The 16,074-nt window shown below is 45.5% G+C and carries 15 protein-coding genes and 1 tRNA gene; 5 read left to right on the top strand and 11 right to left on the bottom strand.

Going from position 1 to position 16,074, the window contains the following annotated elements; genetic code table 11:
• Positions 1–79: 79 nt before the first annotated feature.
• The 4 genes from DEU30_RS13765 to DEU30_RS02990 are packed head-to-tail and all read right to left on the bottom strand — an operon-like array spanning position 80 to position 3,890.
• Positions 80–391 carry an efflux RND transporter permease subunit gene (locus DEU30_RS13765; protein ID WP_347813347.1) on the bottom strand — a complete coding sequence of 104 codons (312 nt, stop codon included), beginning with the start codon at positions 389–391 and terminating at the stop codon, positions 80–82.
• Entirely contained in the window at positions 375–923 is a 549-nt protein-coding gene (locus DEU30_RS13760; RefSeq protein ID WP_347813346.1) for an efflux RND transporter permease subunit, read from the bottom strand. Before DEU30_RS13760 ends, DEU30_RS13765 begins: the two co-directional genes overlap by 17 nt.
• Positions 920–2,818, bottom strand: a complete 1,899-nt coding sequence (locus tag DEU30_RS02995; RefSeq protein ID WP_243734114.1) for an efflux RND transporter permease subunit — start codon at positions 2,816–2,818, stop codon at positions 920–922. The genes DEU30_RS13760 and DEU30_RS02995 overlap by 4 nt, the downstream gene beginning before the upstream one ends.
• Positions 2,811–3,890 (bottom strand): efflux RND transporter periplasmic adaptor subunit, encoded by a 1,080-nt coding sequence (locus DEU30_RS02990; protein WP_114981318.1) that lies wholly within the window; start codon positions 3,888–3,890, stop codon positions 2,811–2,813. Before DEU30_RS02990 ends, DEU30_RS02995 begins: the two co-directional genes overlap by 8 nt.
• A gap of 102 nt (positions 3,891–3,992) precedes the next feature.
• Here DEU30_RS02990 and DEU30_RS02985 point away from each other — a divergent pair, with 102 nt between their 5' ends.
• Positions 3,993–4,184 carry a CPXCG motif-containing cysteine-rich protein gene (locus tag DEU30_RS02985; protein ID WP_114981319.1) on the top strand — a complete coding sequence of 64 codons (192 nt, stop codon included), beginning with the start codon at positions 3,993–3,995 and terminating at the stop codon, positions 4,182–4,184.
• Positions 4,185–4,200: 16 nt separating this feature from the next.
• On the opposite strand, the gene DEU30_RS02980 is transcribed toward DEU30_RS02985, so the two are convergent.
• A complete protein-coding gene (locus DEU30_RS02980; RefSeq protein ID WP_114981320.1) occupies positions 4,201–4,761 on the bottom strand; it encodes an NAD(P)H-dependent oxidoreductase in 561 nt (186 codons plus the stop codon).
• A gap of 115 nt (positions 4,762–4,876) precedes the next feature.
• Here DEU30_RS02980 and DEU30_RS02975 point away from each other — a divergent pair, with 115 nt between their 5' ends.
• The 3 genes from DEU30_RS02975 to fabA all read left to right on the top strand — a co-directional run bounded on the left by DEU30_RS02975 (position 4,877) and on the right by fabA (position 8,620).
• Positions 4,877–5,788: a LysR family transcriptional regulator gene (locus tag DEU30_RS02975; protein ID WP_114981321.1), complete on the top strand. Its 912-nt coding sequence runs from the start codon at positions 4,877–4,879 to the stop codon at positions 5,786–5,788.
• A gap of 319 nt (positions 5,789–6,107) precedes the next feature.
• Positions 6,108–8,024, top strand: coding sequence for a Lon protease family protein (locus tag DEU30_RS02970; RefSeq protein ID WP_114981322.1), 1,917 nt, complete (start codon positions 6,108–6,110; stop codon positions 8,022–8,024).
• A gap of 83 nt (positions 8,025–8,107) precedes the next feature.
• Positions 8,108–8,620 (top strand): 3-hydroxyacyl-[acyl-carrier-protein] dehydratase FabA, encoded by a 513-nt coding sequence (gene fabA / locus DEU30_RS02965; protein WP_114981323.1) that lies wholly within the window; start codon positions 8,108–8,110, stop codon positions 8,618–8,620.
• Positions 8,621–8,693: 73 nt separating this feature from the next.
• Here the strand turns inward: fabA and rmf are convergent, their stop codons facing one another.
• The 5 genes from rmf to rlmKL form a co-directional block, all read right to left on the bottom strand.
• On the bottom strand, positions 8,694–8,870 hold the full coding sequence (gene rmf, locus DEU30_RS02960; RefSeq protein ID WP_011234532.1) for a ribosome modulation factor: 177 nt from the start codon (positions 8,868–8,870) through the stop codon (positions 8,694–8,696).
• A gap of 174 nt (positions 8,871–9,044) precedes the next feature.
• Entirely contained in the window at positions 9,045–10,790 is a 1,746-nt protein-coding gene (locus DEU30_RS02955) for a DUF3466 family protein (protein WP_114981324.1), read from the bottom strand.
• Positions 10,791–10,793: 3 nt separating this feature from the next.
• Entirely contained in the window at positions 10,794–12,740 is a 1,947-nt protein-coding gene (locus tag DEU30_RS02950; RefSeq protein ID WP_011234530.1) for an ATP-binding cassette domain-containing protein, read from the bottom strand.
• Positions 12,737–12,976, bottom strand: coding sequence for a glutaredoxin family protein (locus DEU30_RS02945; protein ID WP_011234529.1), 240 nt, complete (start codon positions 12,974–12,976; stop codon positions 12,737–12,739). Before DEU30_RS02945 ends, DEU30_RS02950 begins: the two co-directional genes overlap by 4 nt.
• 3 nt (positions 12,977–12,979) lie before the next feature.
• Positions 12,980–15,094 (bottom strand): bifunctional 23S rRNA (guanine(2069)-N(7))-methyltransferase RlmK/23S rRNA (guanine(2445)-N(2))-methyltransferase RlmL, encoded by a 2,115-nt coding sequence (rlmKL, locus tag DEU30_RS02940; RefSeq protein ID WP_114981325.1) that lies wholly within the window; start codon positions 15,092–15,094, stop codon positions 12,980–12,982.
• Positions 15,095–15,296: 202 nt separating this feature from the next.
• Here rlmKL and DEU30_RS02935 point away from each other — a divergent pair.
• Positions 15,297–15,373, top strand: a tRNA-Met gene (locus DEU30_RS02935).
• 112 nt (positions 15,374–15,485) lie between these two features.
• Here the strand turns inward: DEU30_RS02935 and DEU30_RS02930 are convergent.
• Positions 15,486–16,040 (bottom strand): cell division protein ZapC domain-containing protein, encoded by a 555-nt coding sequence (locus tag DEU30_RS02930; RefSeq protein WP_011234527.1) that lies wholly within the window; start codon positions 16,038–16,040, stop codon positions 15,486–15,488.
• Positions 16,041–16,074 lie beyond the last annotated feature (34 nt).

Genomic DNA, 16,074 nt, shown 5'->3' with positions numbered 1-16,074 from the left:
TCGGAAAGCTTTCGTAATAGGCTATCGGCAGTTTACAAAATCTTTACAGCAGAAAAGTAGCTTAATAATGTTTATTTTTCTAGGAATTGATCTTTCTCCCTTTAAGTACCAACGCCGATAAAGCTGGCAAGGTAAACACAGTAACTAATGCTGCGCCGATTAAACCAAACATCACAATAGCACCAACGCCCCGATACAATTCCGTGCCGGCTCCGGGTATAAAAACCAGAGGCGCAATACCGCATAGCGTGGTTAAGGTTGTAATGGTTATCGGGCGGACGCGCGACAGCAAACCTTCCTGAACCGCCTCTTTAAGTGAGTAGTTCTCTTTATCGCGAAGATAAATTGCCCGCTCAATGACCAGAATGGGGTTATTAATGACGGTTCCCATAAGAATGAGGAAGCCAACCAAGCATGGTGATCATGTCAAACGGTTGGCTCAGAGGCTGTAACCCAATAGCAGGTAAAAGCTGACCCACACCATTCATAAGAGCCAGCCCGGCTATCCCCGCACTTATCCCCATGGGTATGGTTGCCATTATCAGTAGCGGATACCCCCAGTGGGCAAAAATTGCGACCATCAACAGGTAAATAATAGCGATGGAAATAATGTAGTTTTCACTCAGTGCGGCCTGGGTTTCCGCAAGCTGATCGGCCGCACCGGACAACTGAGTCGAAATATCAGCAGCTATATCACCTTGATCCCGTAAGTGCTTTAACACTTCTGAACGGACCATCTCAACGCCGGACTCAAGCGCAACTGACTCCGGAGGTATAATGTTTAAGGTTACTGTACGGCGACTATCGACCCGGCGCACGGTACTGGTATCAACAATCTCGCGTACATCGCTTATAGCATTCAGTACCACAGGCCGACCGTTGACATTAAGTAGTGGCAAGTCATCCAGCATCTCCGGTGTCACTTCTGTGCCTTTATTGCTATCCGGCTTTTATCCCGGGTTTCGGCAATAATTCTAATATTCGACGGAGCGACGCTTAAGCTCATTGTTTTTAACGAAGGAATAGTGACTCCCGAGCGAGTAACCTCATTATCTTCCGTCGTTAATGCCGGGTCGAAAATGTCACGTATTTCGTCTCCAATCGCAGACATAGTTTGCAAGTTATAGCCGGGTGGGGCGCTCATAGTGGCAAAAGTTTTAGCTTCTTCCCCCTCAGGCAAGTACTCTGCGGGGGGCATTAGAAACCACCAAATAGCCACCACTGCGACAAACGTGACTCCAACGGTACTGAGTTTTGACTTTTTGGAACGCAAAAGCCGACTAGTGATTGCTTCAATTCGGTTGGTCAGTTTGTCTGTCACTTTGGTTTTAGCCTGCGCAGGAAAATAAGCGGCGAGTAAAGGCACTAAGGTCACAGAAACAAACATCGAAGCAATAATGGATGCCGAAATGGCAATAGCGATATCGGAGTACAATTGTCCGGCTTCCTGAACAATAAAGAGAATTGGCAGGAAAACCATGACGGTGGTCAGGGTAGAGGTGAGCACCGCGGTCCAGACTCGTTTCACACCTTCAATTGCCGCATCTTTAGGGTTCAGTCCTTTACGTCGTTCAAGTTCAATACTTTCTAACACCACAATGGTGTTGTCCAAAGTCATACCAATGGCAAATGCTATGCCAGCTAATGAAATGACGTTGATGGTTCTGTCCAGTAGCAACAGCCCCAGAAAACCAGCCAGAGTACAAATTGGAATACCGATAACCGCAATTAACGTCGCGCGGCTTGAACGCATCAAACCATACATAACCAGAGTTGCGAACAGAGCGCCTAACAGTAAGTTCACCAGTACATTCTGAACTGAACTTTCGACATAGCGAACATCATCGGAATTTAGCGTAATTTCCATACCGGCCGGGCGCAGCAATTCTTCGTTAATGCGCTCAACTTCGTCCAGCATCGCGTATTTTATATCAATGACATTAGAGCCCAGCTCACGCTGAACCTGAAGGCTCAGTACCTGCTGGCCTTTAAACCAGGACTCACTGTTCAGCTCAAAGTGATTAAAGTCGATATCAGCAACATCTTTTAATCTAACCAGACTGTCACCGGTTCTGCGGATAATGGTGTTTTCTATTTCTTCAAGCGAATCAAAACGACCAACCGTGCGCAGCAGGAATCGGCGTTTGCCTTGTTCCAGTTCTCCGGCCGAGGTATCGCGGTTACGTCCGCTTATTGCGGTTCTGACATCATCAACCGATATGTTGTATTGAATCAGTGCGTCTTTATCCATAAGGATACGAACTTGTCTTTGTGCACCGCCACTAACATTCACTTGCGAGACGCCAGCAACTGAAGACATTCTTGGACGAACGTTGTCTTCAATGTAATCGCGCATCATGATCATGTTGATGTTTTTAGGGTTATCCTCAATTGGGGCAACCCTAAAATACATAAACGCGTTACTGGAAAAAGAAGCGGAGAAAATACGAGGCTCATCTACATTTTCAGGGTAATCCGGTACCTGACTTAACGCATTGTTAACCAGGATTAATGTTTCGGTAACGTCAACTCCGAAAGGAAAGTCCAGTTCTATGCTTGCTTCGCCATTACTGGCACTGCTTTCCATACGTTGTAAGTTAGGGACAGTACGAAGAAACTCTTCCTGCTCAATCAGTATCTCTTTTTCAATGTCTTGCGGCGTGGCCCCTGGCCATTGAGTCTGTACAGAAATAGTTCTGACTTCTAAATCAGGGATCATTTGTACCGGAATGCGCATCGCTGCTGTTATACCCAGTAAACAAAGTATTAAAATGGCAACAATGGTGACATGTTTATGCTTTATTACGGCTTCAATCATAGTCGGCAGACTCCGTAAGCTTTTGTACCTGACCATCAGTTAGAGCTTCGTTACCAAGTACAATGACTCTCTCGCCTTCATCTAAACCGTTTTCCACCTCTACATAACCATTGAAGCGTAAGCCAAGTTCAACGGACTGTTCTTTCGCTTGCCACTCATTGTCCCTTTCTATCGCAATCCAGACGGAGGTTCTGCCGTCGCTGTAGCGAACAACCGCATCCTGCGGCACCGAAGTCTGAACCCGTCCCGTATCTATCTCAAATGAAGCACTTAATGGAATTCCTACAACCCAGTTCTCAGGATAATCACCCGTCAGCCGAACCTGAAAAGAGCGGTCATTTCCGTCAACAAAGGGCACAATACGACTTAAACGAGCATCAATAGTCGTCTCTTGGTAGCTGAGCGAAGCCTGAGTAGCAGAGTTTATAGAGGAGTAGTAAGACTGCGAAAGAAACACATCTGCATGCTGGTTCTTACTGCCTACTAATTGAAACACGACTTGCTCAGCACTTAACCATTCACCTAAATCCGCAGAGCGACTCGTAATAACACCGTCAAATGGTGCCGTAAGTTGATGATAGTTTTGATTAACTTCAGTCTCGTTTAGCATTGCCTTTGTTTCTGCCAGTTGCGCTCGTGCAACTTGACCCCGGGTACGGGAGCGTCTTAAATCGCTAGCTGGAACAAAATCGGTTTCAGCTAATTCTTCCAGTTCGCTCAACTGCTGTCTTTCATCGGCAAGACTGGCCTGAGCGCTGTCTACCTGAGCCTGCAAAGACTCTATTGTCGAATTAATTTGACGCGAATCTAAACTGGCAAGTACGTCACCTTTGCTTACTTTGTCTCCAATATCCTTATTCAGGCTCAACAACTTTCCTTCAACAGCAAAACTGAGTTGCGAATTATTCAAAGCGGATAGGGTGGTGGGTACATCAACGCTATTAATAACTGGCTGATTTTTGGCTTCAACGTACTCAACCGGAGCCTGAGCCACTGCTGGGTTGCTAAATACTGCCAACATTAATAGTAACGGAATTAAAAAAACAGACTGCCTGAACCATGATGCCATCATTCGTACTCAGCTATTTTGTTAAAATAAGGTTGTCTGTATGTTACGCAAACTTCTTCAGATTCGATTACTATTGTAGATTACAGATAAAAATAAGAGGCTTGTATGAGCTTAACGGATCCGAAAACGTTCGAATGTCCTTATTGTATGGCAATAAATGACATTGAAATTGATTGGTTAAATGATATTGGCCAACACCAGATTATCGATTGCCAAATCTGTTGTCAGCCAATAGAGATCGAAATTTTGCAGCTCGGGGATGATGTGCAGATTAAAGCGCACCGTGATGATGAATAAGGTACGCTGTTAAACCTTATATTGCTTCAATTTCCTGTTCAGCTTCTTTAAAGCCATTTTCACGCGGCTCATCACCCATGTTCATGCCCTCGGCACGAATGATGGTTACGTCAGTAATACCGATAAAAGCCAGTGCCTGTTTTAAGTAGCTTTCCTGGTGATCCATAGCCTGAGCGTCACCTTGAGAGTAGATCCCCCCACGACCTGACGCGATATAAACTTTTTTGCCATTTACCAGACCCTGAGGGCCTTGCTCTGTATATTTAAAGGTGACACCAGCTTGCAATACACGATCAAACCAGGCTTTTAGCTGGGTTGGAATAGTAAAGTTATACATTGGCGCACCAATGACAAGGGTATCTGCATCGAGCAACTCTTTAACCAGCTCATCAATTAGCGGCTTCTCTTCAGCTAATAATTCATCGGCAGCAAGATGAGGAACAGGGTTGGCAACCAAGTCTCGATGCACAAGAGTAATATCTTGTTTTTCCTTAAGTTTATTAACAATGTTCTGACTAACCTGACGACTAACAGATTGTTCTAAAAAGATACCTGAATCCAAATGTAAAACTTTCATAGAAACCTCTTTGCTTTTTTAATTGATGCACGGATTATAATTCGTTCCAATTAACCTAATAAGTAGCTAAAATGGAAACTATCGTTCCAAAATCGGAACCTTTGAGGTTTTCACTATGTCTTTTCCTGATGTCACAAACTACTATCTGTTCGCTCAGGTAATGGCCTGCGGCAGTATCAGCGCAGCCTCAAGGGAGCTCGGTCTGCCCAAATCCACTATAAGCCGGAAAATGGCTATACTTGAGCAAGAGCAGGGGACCCGGCTGTTTCACAGAAGCCGGTCAGGCCTCAAGTTAACCGACATTGGAGGTGAGTTTCTGGTGCACTGCGAGCGTCTTGTCAGCGCAGCTGAATCGGCTCAACAAGTGACTCAACGTTTACTGGATAAACCCAGGGGTAAAGTCGAAATAAGCGCGCCCTATGCCTTAAGTCAAAGCTTGTTAGTCCAGGTTTTACCGGAATTTATGAGTTTGTATCCGGAAGTTGAAATTCAGCTTGTTGTGACAAACCGGCCGGTTAACTTAATAGAAGAGGGCATCGACATTGCTCTACGCGTACGAAAAAATATAGAAGACTCCAGTTTAATAGCCAGACCCATAAGTCAGGCACCTCAAACCCTTTATATTGCTCCCGACTTAATAAATCAGAAGTCGATAACTGAGCCTGAGGATTTATTAACGTTCGAACATTTGAGTATGCATTACACTAACGGACGATATGGTTATGAATTAATCCACAGTTCAGGCCAACAAAAGAATATCAGAATAAAACCCCGGCTTATCACCGACGACATGATTGTTTTGCGAGAAGCTGCAATAAAAAAACTTGGCATTGTCGCTTTACCAAATTACCTCTGTAACGATGCAGTGAATAGCGGGGAACTCGTCCCCGTTTTAACCGACTGGCATCTACCCATCGGGATCATGCATATGACGTACTCGCACCGACGCGGAATACTGCCGGCAGTGCGTGTTCTTATCGATTTCCTTGCTGAAAAGCTTCCTATTCTTGCACAGCAGCAGTTTTAAAAAGTAAGTGCTTCGTACTAGAGTTATACTGATATAGTTGTGATTTAACATAATATACATTATGCGCAATTGTATATTTAAGAGAAAACAGGCGTAAATTGAAGTCCTTACCATTAGCATGCCTTTAAGGTCGCGGGTTACCGCAGTTCAGCTTCAAACTATGAAAGCTAAATATAGCGACTGAAGCCAAACGGAAGCTTCACCAAGTGACAAAATGACAAAGATCCCGCAGACCGTTGTTATTTCCCACAGCAAAACTCTCTCAATTCAGCATTTCTGTTATCATGTCGTTATTGCTAGTTAAGAGAAGAACAATTCAATGAAATTAGACTGTCTGGCGCTACAGCCACAAACCGGCGAGTGGCTCAAAGAGCTGCCTGCGGAACTTAAAGAAGATGCCTTAGTTGGGCAAAAACGTGCAGTTACGGCCTTAAACAACGCATTACGCCAGCATGGCACATACTCTAATATTTATGCTTTATTTCCTGGTGGGCTTTTAAAACGGGACATCCTCGATGCCTACTTTACTGATAGCCGTTGGGAATTCACGAATTGGTATGACTGGCTGTATCTGGCGAATCCGTCCGATCCTCTGCGTCCTCTGTGTGTCAATTTGCCGTCAGGAACAGCTGACGCAGCAATTAAAGCGATATGGGGCTTTCTGCAGCGACCGCTAGATCAGCGCGAAGAAGCTTACAATACAATTATTGAGCAATTCGACACGCACAAGCTGCGTGACTACATGCAACAAATACGGGACAAGAAGGCTGAGGACATCCAGGGAGAGAGCCTGGCTTCTGTTTTAGTGGGACATCAGCACCCTGCCCCTTACTACTATTGCGACCGTGTTACTGAGGAACGTCTCTTTGGTCACGTTGGTGTGCAATCGGTTGAAGGAACGGTCAGTTCAGAGCTGCATTTGATTGAGGCCGGCCTTTTGCATAAAGCAAACGGGGGCATTCTTGCTATTGAGGTTGCTCAGTTGCTCGAAAACATCACGCTCTGGAAGCGCCTGAAAGATGTTATCGAAGGTGGAGAATTTGAGTGGCCGCGTCAGTCGCCGACTTCAGGTGCAGCTTTCTTTTACCGACCCGAGTCTGTGCCCATTAATATTAAGATTATTTTACTGGGTTCACGTAACGAATACGCACAGCTGCGCGAGTACGACGAAGACTTTGATAACTTCTTCCCGTTTTTGGCTGACTTTCATGGTCATTATGCAACTCAGAATGAGCCGGTAGCGCCCTACTTCAATTACTTACAGTATGTGTGGCAACTAGCCGATGTGCTGCCGCTAAGTACAGATGGTTACTCAGCCTTACTACGAGTTTGTGCCCGATACACGGATTATCAGCAGGAGCTCACGTTAAACACAATACAGTTACTGCAATTGCTTCGCGAAGCCAACGACTGTGCGCTGCAGAATCAACACGCGAAGATAGATAAAGCCGCAATAGATTTAGCGCTGCAGCAACAACGGGATCGTGAAGGTAATCTGGCTGAACTGAGCCGCCGTAGCATACTGGAACAGCAAGTTCGAATAGACACTCATGGCTCCGCGGTTGGCCAGTTAAATGGTCTGACGGTAGTGACTATGGGCGGCAGTGAGTTCGGTGAGCCTTCCCGAATTACTGCGACCATTCACTATGGTGATGGCGATATTATTGATATTGAACGTAAATCAGACCTCTCCGGCAATATTCACACGAAAGGGGTTATGATTTTAAGCGCCTATTTGGCCAACCAATTTGCCCGCCACGAACCGCTATCAGTATCAGCAACTGTGGTATTCGAGCAGTCTTACTATGAGGTAGATGGCGACAGCGCATCACTTGGCGAGCTTTGCTGCTTGATTTCAGCTCTGGCTGAGCAGCCGTTAAAACAGTCACTGGCTATTACTGGTGCGATAGATCAGTTTGGTAACGTTCAGTCTATTGGTGCAGTGAATGAAAAAATTGAAGGTTATTATGCGCTTTGTGCTCACAGGGGCTTAAATGGCGAGCAAGGCGTTATTATTCCTCAGTCGAATAGACATCAGCTTAACCTCAATGACGATATCATTGACGCGGTTAAAGCCGGTAAATTTCATGTGTACACGGTAGAGCATGTTGAGGAAGCATTAGAATTACTGACAGACACGCCGGTTAAAGAACTTTTCCAGAAAGTTCGGGAACGAACACTGGATAGTTCTGATAATGATCAACCCCGGGGTTTCTGGCGGCGCCTTTTTAGCTGAGAAGTCACTTGTCGGATTTGTCTAGCGTACAGTTGTACGCTAGACTGCTGCCTAGTTTTTTCGAACAATTAATTAGGGTATTTATGAATCAATCGAGCTTTACTCGCGAAGAACTTCTCGCCTGCAGTCGCGGGGAAATGTTTGGTCCCGGTAACAGTAAGTTGCCTGCACCTAATATGTTAATGATGGATCGCATCATTGAAATTAGCGAAGACGGCGGATCGGCCGGAAAAGGTTTTATCCATGCCGAGCTCGATATTAACCCAGATCTTTGGTTCTTTGACTGTCACTTTAAAGGTGACCCGGTAATGCCTGGCTGTTTGGGTCTTGATGCTATGTGGCAGCTGCTTGGCTTTCACCTGGCATGGTCTGGTGGCCCTGGGCGCGGTCGTGCGTTAGGTGTTGGTGAAGTTAAATTCACCGGACAAATTCTGCCGGAACACAAAAAAGTCAGTTACTTTATTGATATGACACGAGTTATTAAACGTAAACTATTTATGGGCGTTGGTAATGGTCGTGTTGAAGTTGATGGTCGCGAAATTTACACAGCCAAAGACTTAAAAGTTGGCTTGTTTACCGACACTTCTACCTTTTAGCCCCTTTTTGAATTAAAAAAACGCCGATGCTTTCGCTATCGGCGTTTCGTCTAACCTTCAATGTCTCTGACAATCAGCGGAATAAGCCGGTATTTCGGGCTTCCATTGCATCTCGCCAACCTCCCAGCCAGTGGGAACGAAAATCATCCTGGGTTTGATAAGGACAGTTGTCTTTTGAGCGACCATGCAAACCAGCTTTAAAGCCTTGAGTATGTGCTCTTTCAAAGCGATCGCGCTTTTGTCTTTTCATAAATCTATCCCTCGCCTGTTATTCACAGATTATTATTTAGAGAGTTGAGACTTTTTTGCTGCCTCATTACTATTGATAGACTTATTTGGTGAGAGTTCAATTGTAAAAGCAGCACAGTATCCATTGACTTTTTTTAACGGATTGAAACTGTGCTACTTTTTATTTTAAGACCTATTATGATTTTTTGGTCTTAAGGAAGGTTCTTCTTCTTATTCCGGTAATAAGCAAACCTAAGACGCCAAACCCAAGCAGCGAGCCAAGCCCGACAGCTGCGCCCTGACGCTCTACAGGTTCTTCATTGTCAGTACAGTTATTAAGTTCGCCTTCAATAGGATCGAGCTTTATATTGACAAGAATTTCACGGGTCCGGGTTTCCCCTTCTTCGTCTGTATACTCTTCAGTTTTGAGCGCTGTAGCAATAATCTCACCGTTTTCGGTAATATCATTGGCATCAACAATATTGTATTCACTGTCACAGCTAATGGTATTGTTCAGGTTGATAATTTGTGGGGCTTCTGCACTCATATCATAGTAGAAACCAGCACGAGCACGAACCTGAGACAATGTAGGGTCAACCTCTGCTGTACCGACCATTTCGCCGTTATCATTGATACTGCGGATGACAGTCGATGCGCCATTAAAGAAACTGTCAAGAATCGTCAATTCACTCGCATCAACATCGTAATAGAAGCCGTAGCTTCGCAACGTTCCTGCGGGACGTTTGGTTAAATGGCCTACAGCAATATTCGAGTCATTGATGTCTGTTGCTGAGCCCCACAAATAAACCGGGTCTTCAGTTACAGGCAGCGCTTCTTGATTCTGGAAAATTGCCGGCATGCGAATAGCACCGCGATCAGGATGATAAGTCCAGCTTTGCCCTACTGCGATGTCGTTGTTATTAACGGCGTAAGCGTAGCTTGAAAAGTCATTTTCATCGTCACTTCTTCTTTCTACCAGAGTTGGTAATTCAACTGCGTCAATGACCTCACCACTAGCGTCAAACTGCCATAACTTTCCGCGAATGTCATAGATAGAACGACCCGCATTATAACCTGAACGCGGACGACTATAGCGATAACGGCTATTATTAAAGGCCGCGATATTCGACGCATCGGCATTTTGCAAGCCTCTCCAAATGCCCCATACACAAACCTCCAGGGGCTGTGATGCACTGGCAACTTCAGGGTCTTCGCAGCTCTCTTCAATTCGAGTCGTCGCAGCAGGACTTAAACCAATGCTTTCATAACCGGCAGCAAGTCCACTATCGTTGATATCAAAAATGGCACTTTCGCCCCCCAGGTAATCCTGAGCTTGAGGTTCAACGACACTGGATTCGCCGTTGTTGTACCACATTCCGCGACTTAGAAAGTCTGATACGAAGTACTCTGCAGTCTCAGTTTCGTCGTCGGCATTGGTATATTGATGTTCAATAAGCTCAAACGGTGCACTAGTAACACCAACCGCTGTATTGGCATTATTGATAGAGTATAAGAAGCTGTCGACGCTATTAGCGAGTTGATCCGCAGTTGCTGATACCGCGTTAACTTCACTGCTAGTCCCGTTATAAATAAAAGCCTGGTTCAATCCAATACGCTGAGTCTGAAGGCTGCTATTTGCATAGTTTCCCAGGTTTTCTACAATTGCCTGATACTGAGCAATAGTCAGTTCTTCATCTTCTTCGGGATCAAAACCTATCTGCGCGAGTAGTCGCGAAGGAACTTTAGAAAAATCAATTTCGACATTTTCGGGAAAACGTGCAACACCAACAATTTGCCCACTTGCGTTAATACTTTGCGGGATACTGCTTCGATAATTATTCAAAGTTTCAATTGTTTCAATATTATAAGTGTCTGCTGCAGATGCAAAAGAGACTGTTGAAACAATTGCTACGGTAAGTGACTTCAACGTAAATGATTTCATTAACTAACTACTCTGTTCTGATAAGTTTTCCAGTTCTTCCCAGCGCTCCAGATCCTGCATCAACTGCCCTTCAATTTCGGCAATTTGAGTCATGACTGGTTCGGTTTTTTCTAATGGCTGTTCGAAGAACCCCGGTTCATTCATTAACTGTTGTAATTCTTCAAGTTTTGCTTCTTTTTCTGCAATAACTTTGGGTAACTGCTCTAATTCGCGTTGCAATTTATAGGATAACTTCTTCCGCGGCTTGTCTGAACCTTTGTCTGCGGTTTTTCCCTTACTTTGCGAACTTTTGTTGCTGTCAGACTCTTTAGCTGCCGCTTTGGTTCCGTTGCTATGAAATGAATTTTCAGCTTTTGCCGCTAAATAGTGGTTTAGTTCGGTAAAACCACCAATAATTTCAGTAATAACGCCCTCACCTTCAAAATACAGCACGCTGGTTGCTGTGTTGTCTACAAATTCCCTGTCGTGACTGACCAGCAGAACCGTACCCTGATAATTCGCAACAATTTGCTCGAGCAGTTCTAAGGTTTCAATATCCAGGTCGTTAGTCGGCTCATCGAGTACTAGAATATTACTGGGTTTCAGCAGTATTTTCGCTAACAACGCCCGGTTCCTTTCTCCACCGGAAAGCGCCCGAACAGGGGTTCGTGACTGTTTCGGTGAAAAGAGAAAATCCTGCAGGTAACTTAAAATATGTCGGCTGCGGCCCTGAAACTCTATGTCCTGCTTGCCGTCACCAACGTTGTCCATAACGGTTTGTTCAGGGTCAAGCTGCGCCCGGTGTTGATCAAAGTAAGCGACTTCCAGATTAGTGCCTAGCTGAACTTTACCGCTGTCCACTTCCTGCATGCCTAAAATAACTTTAATCAGCGTACTTTTACCACAACCATTAGGCCCGACAAACGCCACTTTGTCGCCGCGCATCAACAAAAGATCCAGGTCATTAATAATAGGCTTGTCGCCAAAACGCAAAGCCATATTTTCGCCTTCAAAGACCTTTTTACCGGAACGTGAGGATTCGTTCACTGCCAGATTTGCCTTACCCTGAAGTTCGCGTCTTTGCTGACGTTGCTTCCGCAGATCCTGAAGTGCACGTACCCGCCCTTCGTTACGAGTACGGCGAGCCTTAACGCCCTGGCGTATCCAGGTCTCTTCAGCTGCCAGCTTTTTATCAAACTCAGCGTTGTGGTTTGCTTCAACTTCCAGTGCTTCCTGTTTTTTCTGCAGGTAGGTATCGTAGCTGCCCGGGTAACTGGTTAAATGTCCGCGGTCTAAATCGATAATTCGTGTAGCCAAACGGCGGATAAACGCCCGGTCGTGACTGATAAATAACACAGCCCCGGAGAAGTTAACGATTTGCTCTTCCAGCCAACGCACCATTTCAATATCCAAGTGGTTGGTCGGCTCATCCAGCAGTAAGATGTCCGGATCAACAACCAACGCCCGAGCTAGCGCCACGCGACGCAACCAACCGCCGGAAAGTGCGGCCATGGTTTCATCTGCGGGTAATTGCAGCTGAGTCAAAACCTGTTCAATGCGTGTATTGACTTGCCAGCCGTTAATAGCATCCAGTTGATTCTGCAGTTTGTCCATTTCGTCAAGCGTTGCGCTGCTGGGGGAGTCAGTAAGACTGGCAGACAATTCATGGTAACGAGCCAGTGCTTTGCCCGATTCAGCCAGCGCTTCAGCTACGTAGTCAAACACTCGCTGTTCCGACTGTTTAGGCGGATCCTGCGGCAAACGGGTCACTTTGGTATCGCCCACCCACTGTATTTGGCCTGAATCTAAGACCACTTCGTTATCTATCGCTTTTAAGAAAGTGGATTTACCGGCGCCGTTACGGCCAACCAAACAAACTCGTTCACCGGCTTCAATGGTAAAATCAACACCGTCTAAAATGGCATCAGCGCCAAAGGCCAGGTGTGCATCCTGTACACGTAATAAACTCATTGCTCTACAAACTCCAGCAATTGATTAGCATCGAAAGGCCAACGCAACTCTGCGTCGTCTTTTCCCCGAATAAATACTGGTACTAACCAGCCATACTCTTCTTGCAGCTCCTGCTGTTCGGCAATGTCGACTACTCCAAGTTCAACCGGCTCTTCCAGGTCAAGCGAGTGCAGTAACTGAATAGCCTGAGTACAAAGCGGACAGTTTGGTTTCGTAAGCAAATAAAACGCAGACATTAATTAAGCCCGTGAAATAATATAATAATGATGAATACCTTTATGGCGTTTGAAGTCCTCGGGTATTGAAGCCTGGGTCTGATCATTTACTTCAAGACCGGCTTTATCCAGGCCTTCGGTGTCGATGCGGAATTTCTTTCTATTGTTAGAGAATAGAATCACGCCATCCTCTTTCAACATTCCCGTGGCGGTTTTTATCAAACCGACGTGGTCACGCTGTATGTCTAAGGTTCCGCTCATCCGTTTTGAGTTACTAAAGGTAGGCGGATCAAGGAAAATAACGTCAAACAGTTGCTTGCCACGTTGTTCCCGCATCCAGCTAAAGCAGTCAGCCTGAATAAACTGGTAGTCGCCTCGTAAGCGGTTTAAGGCAAAGTTACGCTCGCCCCACTTCAGGTAAGTTTTCGACATATCGACGGAAACCACGCGTGCGGCTCCGGCTCTGGCGGCCTGTACAGATGCGGTGCAGGTATAGGCGAATAAATTCAGTACATCCAATTCTTCGCACTTATCCAGCAATTCCTTACGCACCAGTCTATGGTCCATAAATAAGCCGGTATCAAGGTAATCGGTTAAATTCACCTCAAATTTGGCGCCGTATTCATTAACCGTTAACACCGTGCTGTCCTGCGATTGTTTTTCGTATTGCTGCTTACCGCTTTGGCGCTGGCGGCGTTTTAGAATAATTTTATCTTCAGATACCGGCAGAGCTGAACTCAAGGACTCGAGCATGAACCACAAGCGGTCATTCGCCACTCCTTCAGGAATGTCTTTTGGAGCTGCGTATTCCTGTACAACCACGTAATCCTGATAAATATCGATAGCGGCGTTGTACTCAGGAATGTCGGCATCATAAACACGCCAGCAATCCAGTCCTTCCTTGTCAGCCCACTTGCTTAATTTTGCATGGTTCTTCTTAACCCGATTAACCAGGTCGTCAGCTTGACTCTCTGCGAAGTCAGGTTGCTCTTTAGTTAAGTCGTAAAGAGCCAAATTAACCGGAATTGCACCGTTTAATAGCGGGTATTTCTTATGGCTGCGCAGTTTCAGACGTTTAAGTAACTGTTCGTCTCCTGCCAGTACCGCTATATGCCAATTCTGGAAAGTGTCTTTTAGTTGACGGCCAAAACGGCGGTACAACAGTAAGGTTTCAACGGCCTCACCCAGACGTTCACCGTAGGGAGGATTACAGACTAACAGGCCACTTTCTGCCGGTGCTTCACAGTTTGTTGCATCCGCAACTTCAAACTCTATCACTTCATGCAATAGCACACGCTTGGCGTTATCTTTAGCTTTAGCGACCAAATGAGGGTTGTTGTCAGAGCCTTTTAAATGGCCTTTAAAGTTCTTCTTACCTTCTTTAAAGCGCTGCTCAGCCTGCTCTAGCACGTCGTGCCACAGTTGCGGCGAATGTTCATGCCAAAACAAGAAGCCCCAATGCGCGCGGCTCAAACCTGGTGCGTGGTCCATTGCCATCATGGCGGCTTCAATGACTAAGGTACCCGAGCCACAAAAGGGGTCAAAAATAACGGGCTCGTCTTTTTCCAATTCGTTTTTGATGCCGGCGCGGACTAATATAGCGGCAGCTAAGGTTTCCCGCAGCGGTGCTTCACCCTGCTGCAGGCGATATCCCCTTTTGTGCATGCCGTCACCGGTAAAGTCTAAAGACCAGGTGAGCTTGTCTTTATGTACTCGCACGGCAATACGAATGTCCGGGTCCTGCTTATCGATACTGGGGCGTTCAAATCCGCTATTACGAAAGTTATCGACAATACAGTCTTTTACTAACTGTGCGCCAAACTGAGTGTGGCGAATGTCGTCGTTACCGCCAGAGAAATCAACTACAAAGGTTCTGTTCGCATCGAAAACCTTGCTCCACGAGAATTGAGTCAATGCCAGTTTAATCTCATCCAGGCTGGAAACTTCCTTTTCACCCAGTTGTAATAGCATACGGCTTGCTAACCTGGACCACATAGCCACGGTATACGCTTGCTGCAAATCAGCCTCGATATAGCAGCCCGCAAGGGTTTGCTTAACGTGACTTAAATTGAACTCTTGCAACTCATCAAACAAAAGCCCTTCAAGGCCTTTGGAGCACGCAATAAAAAAACGATACATAGAAACTTCGCCTAAAAAATTAAGGGGACAATTATAACGGAGAGCTCAGTGGCTGTCTGTAATTCCAGCTGAAATAAGGGAATTACATAGAGAATGACTAATAAAACAGCAGTTAAACCGTATTTGTATAAATACTATGCAGTTGGTTTAAATAAAGCTTGCGCGGCACGAATTATGACTATACTATGCGCTCTCAATCGGACGCGGGGTGGAGCAGTCTGGTAGCTCGTCGGGCTCATAACCCGAAGGTCGTAGGTTCAAATCCTGCCCCCGCAACCAACGTCCGGAATTAGAATTCAGTAATGCCTTCCTGCTAAATACTCTTTCTTTGAATAAATTCCCAAGTAAGCCTGAAAATAGACTTAAGACGCAAGCTTTATATTTAAAGCCACTACGCCAACTGTTGTCCCCAGTTAGACTGAGCTGACAAAGCTAAATCGACGGTTGCCGGTAACAAGCGGTTTAAGGTGACTTTAATGACATGGTACTGACGCAGCGATTTAATCGCAGAAAGCTGCATGCCCTCACTTAATAGTAAGCAAGTCGCAAATTCATCATCGGTATCAAGAATTAAGAACAGCCCCTGATCAAAACCTGAGTTCAATTCGCATAAACGCCGCTCTAACGGCCATTCGCTAATATCAGATTTTTGAAAATGCCAACTCTGTGGCATTTGAGGACGACCAAAGCGACACCAGGCAGTTGCATTAAGAGCTGCGTTTTGCGGTGCACAAGGCATTTTATCTGCAGGGTAAGCCTCTAATGTTTCACTAACGATTTGGAAAGTTGTCGCGTCTTCAATATCCATCATTTGTTCATTAAAGTGAATATTGACTAGCTGACTCGGTTTGTAAGGCGTATCAAATACGTCGGTATCACTTAGCTTAACGCTAAGCTTGCCGCTTTCTGTATTGAATAACCATAACCAATGGGATTCCGATTCCACGATGTTAGCCTTTATTATTAGAAGAATTTAAGCT

It is taken from the genome of Idiomarina sp. 017G (assembly GCF_004362265.1).
GTDB classification, from domain to species: domain Bacteria; phylum Pseudomonadota; class Gammaproteobacteria; order Enterobacterales; family Alteromonadaceae; genus Idiomarina; species Idiomarina loihiensis.
This window is presented reverse-complemented; position numbering and strand designations above follow the sequence as displayed.

Coding starts and splice junctions, on each gene's coding strand:
- DEU30_RS13765 (WP_347813347.1), bottom strand. CDS start 391: ATGGGAACCGTCATTAATAACCCCATTCTGGTCATTGAGCGGGCAATT.
- DEU30_RS02995 (WP_243734114.1), bottom strand. CDS start 2,818: ATGATTGAAGCCGTAATAAAGCATAAACATGTCACCATTGTTGCCATT.
- DEU30_RS02990 (WP_114981318.1), bottom strand. CDS start 3,890: ATGATGGCATCATGGTTCAGGCAGTCTGTTTTTTTAATTCCGTTACTA.
- DEU30_RS02985 (WP_114981319.1), top strand. CDS start 3,993: ATGAGCTTAACGGATCCGAAAACGTTCGAATGTCCTTATTGTATGGCA.
- DEU30_RS02980 (WP_114981320.1), bottom strand. CDS start 4,761: ATGAAAGTTTTACATTTGGATTCAGGTATCTTTTTAGAACAATCTGTT.
- DEU30_RS02975 (WP_114981321.1), top strand. CDS start 4,877: ATGTCTTTTCCTGATGTCACAAACTACTATCTGTTCGCTCAGGTAATG.
- DEU30_RS02970 (WP_114981322.1), top strand. CDS start 6,108: ATGAAATTAGACTGTCTGGCGCTACAGCCACAAACCGGCGAGTGGCTC.
- fabA (WP_114981323.1), top strand. CDS start 8,108: ATGAATCAATCGAGCTTTACTCGCGAAGAACTTCTCGCCTGCAGTCGC.
- rmf (WP_011234532.1), bottom strand. CDS start 8,870: ATGAAAAGACAAAAGCGCGATCGCTTTGAAAGAGCACATACTCAAGGC.
- DEU30_RS02955 (WP_114981324.1), bottom strand. CDS start 10,790: ATGAAATCATTTACGTTGAAGTCACTTACCGTAGCAATTGTTTCAACA.
- DEU30_RS02950 (WP_011234530.1), bottom strand. CDS start 12,740: ATGAGTTTATTACGTGTACAGGATGCACACCTGGCCTTTGGCGCTGAT.
- DEU30_RS02945 (WP_011234529.1), bottom strand. CDS start 12,976: ATGTCTGCGTTTTATTTGCTTACGAAACCAAACTGTCCGCTTTGTACT.
- rlmKL (WP_114981325.1), bottom strand. CDS start 15,094: ATGTATCGTTTTTTTATTGCGTGCTCCAAAGGCCTTGAAGGGCTTTTG.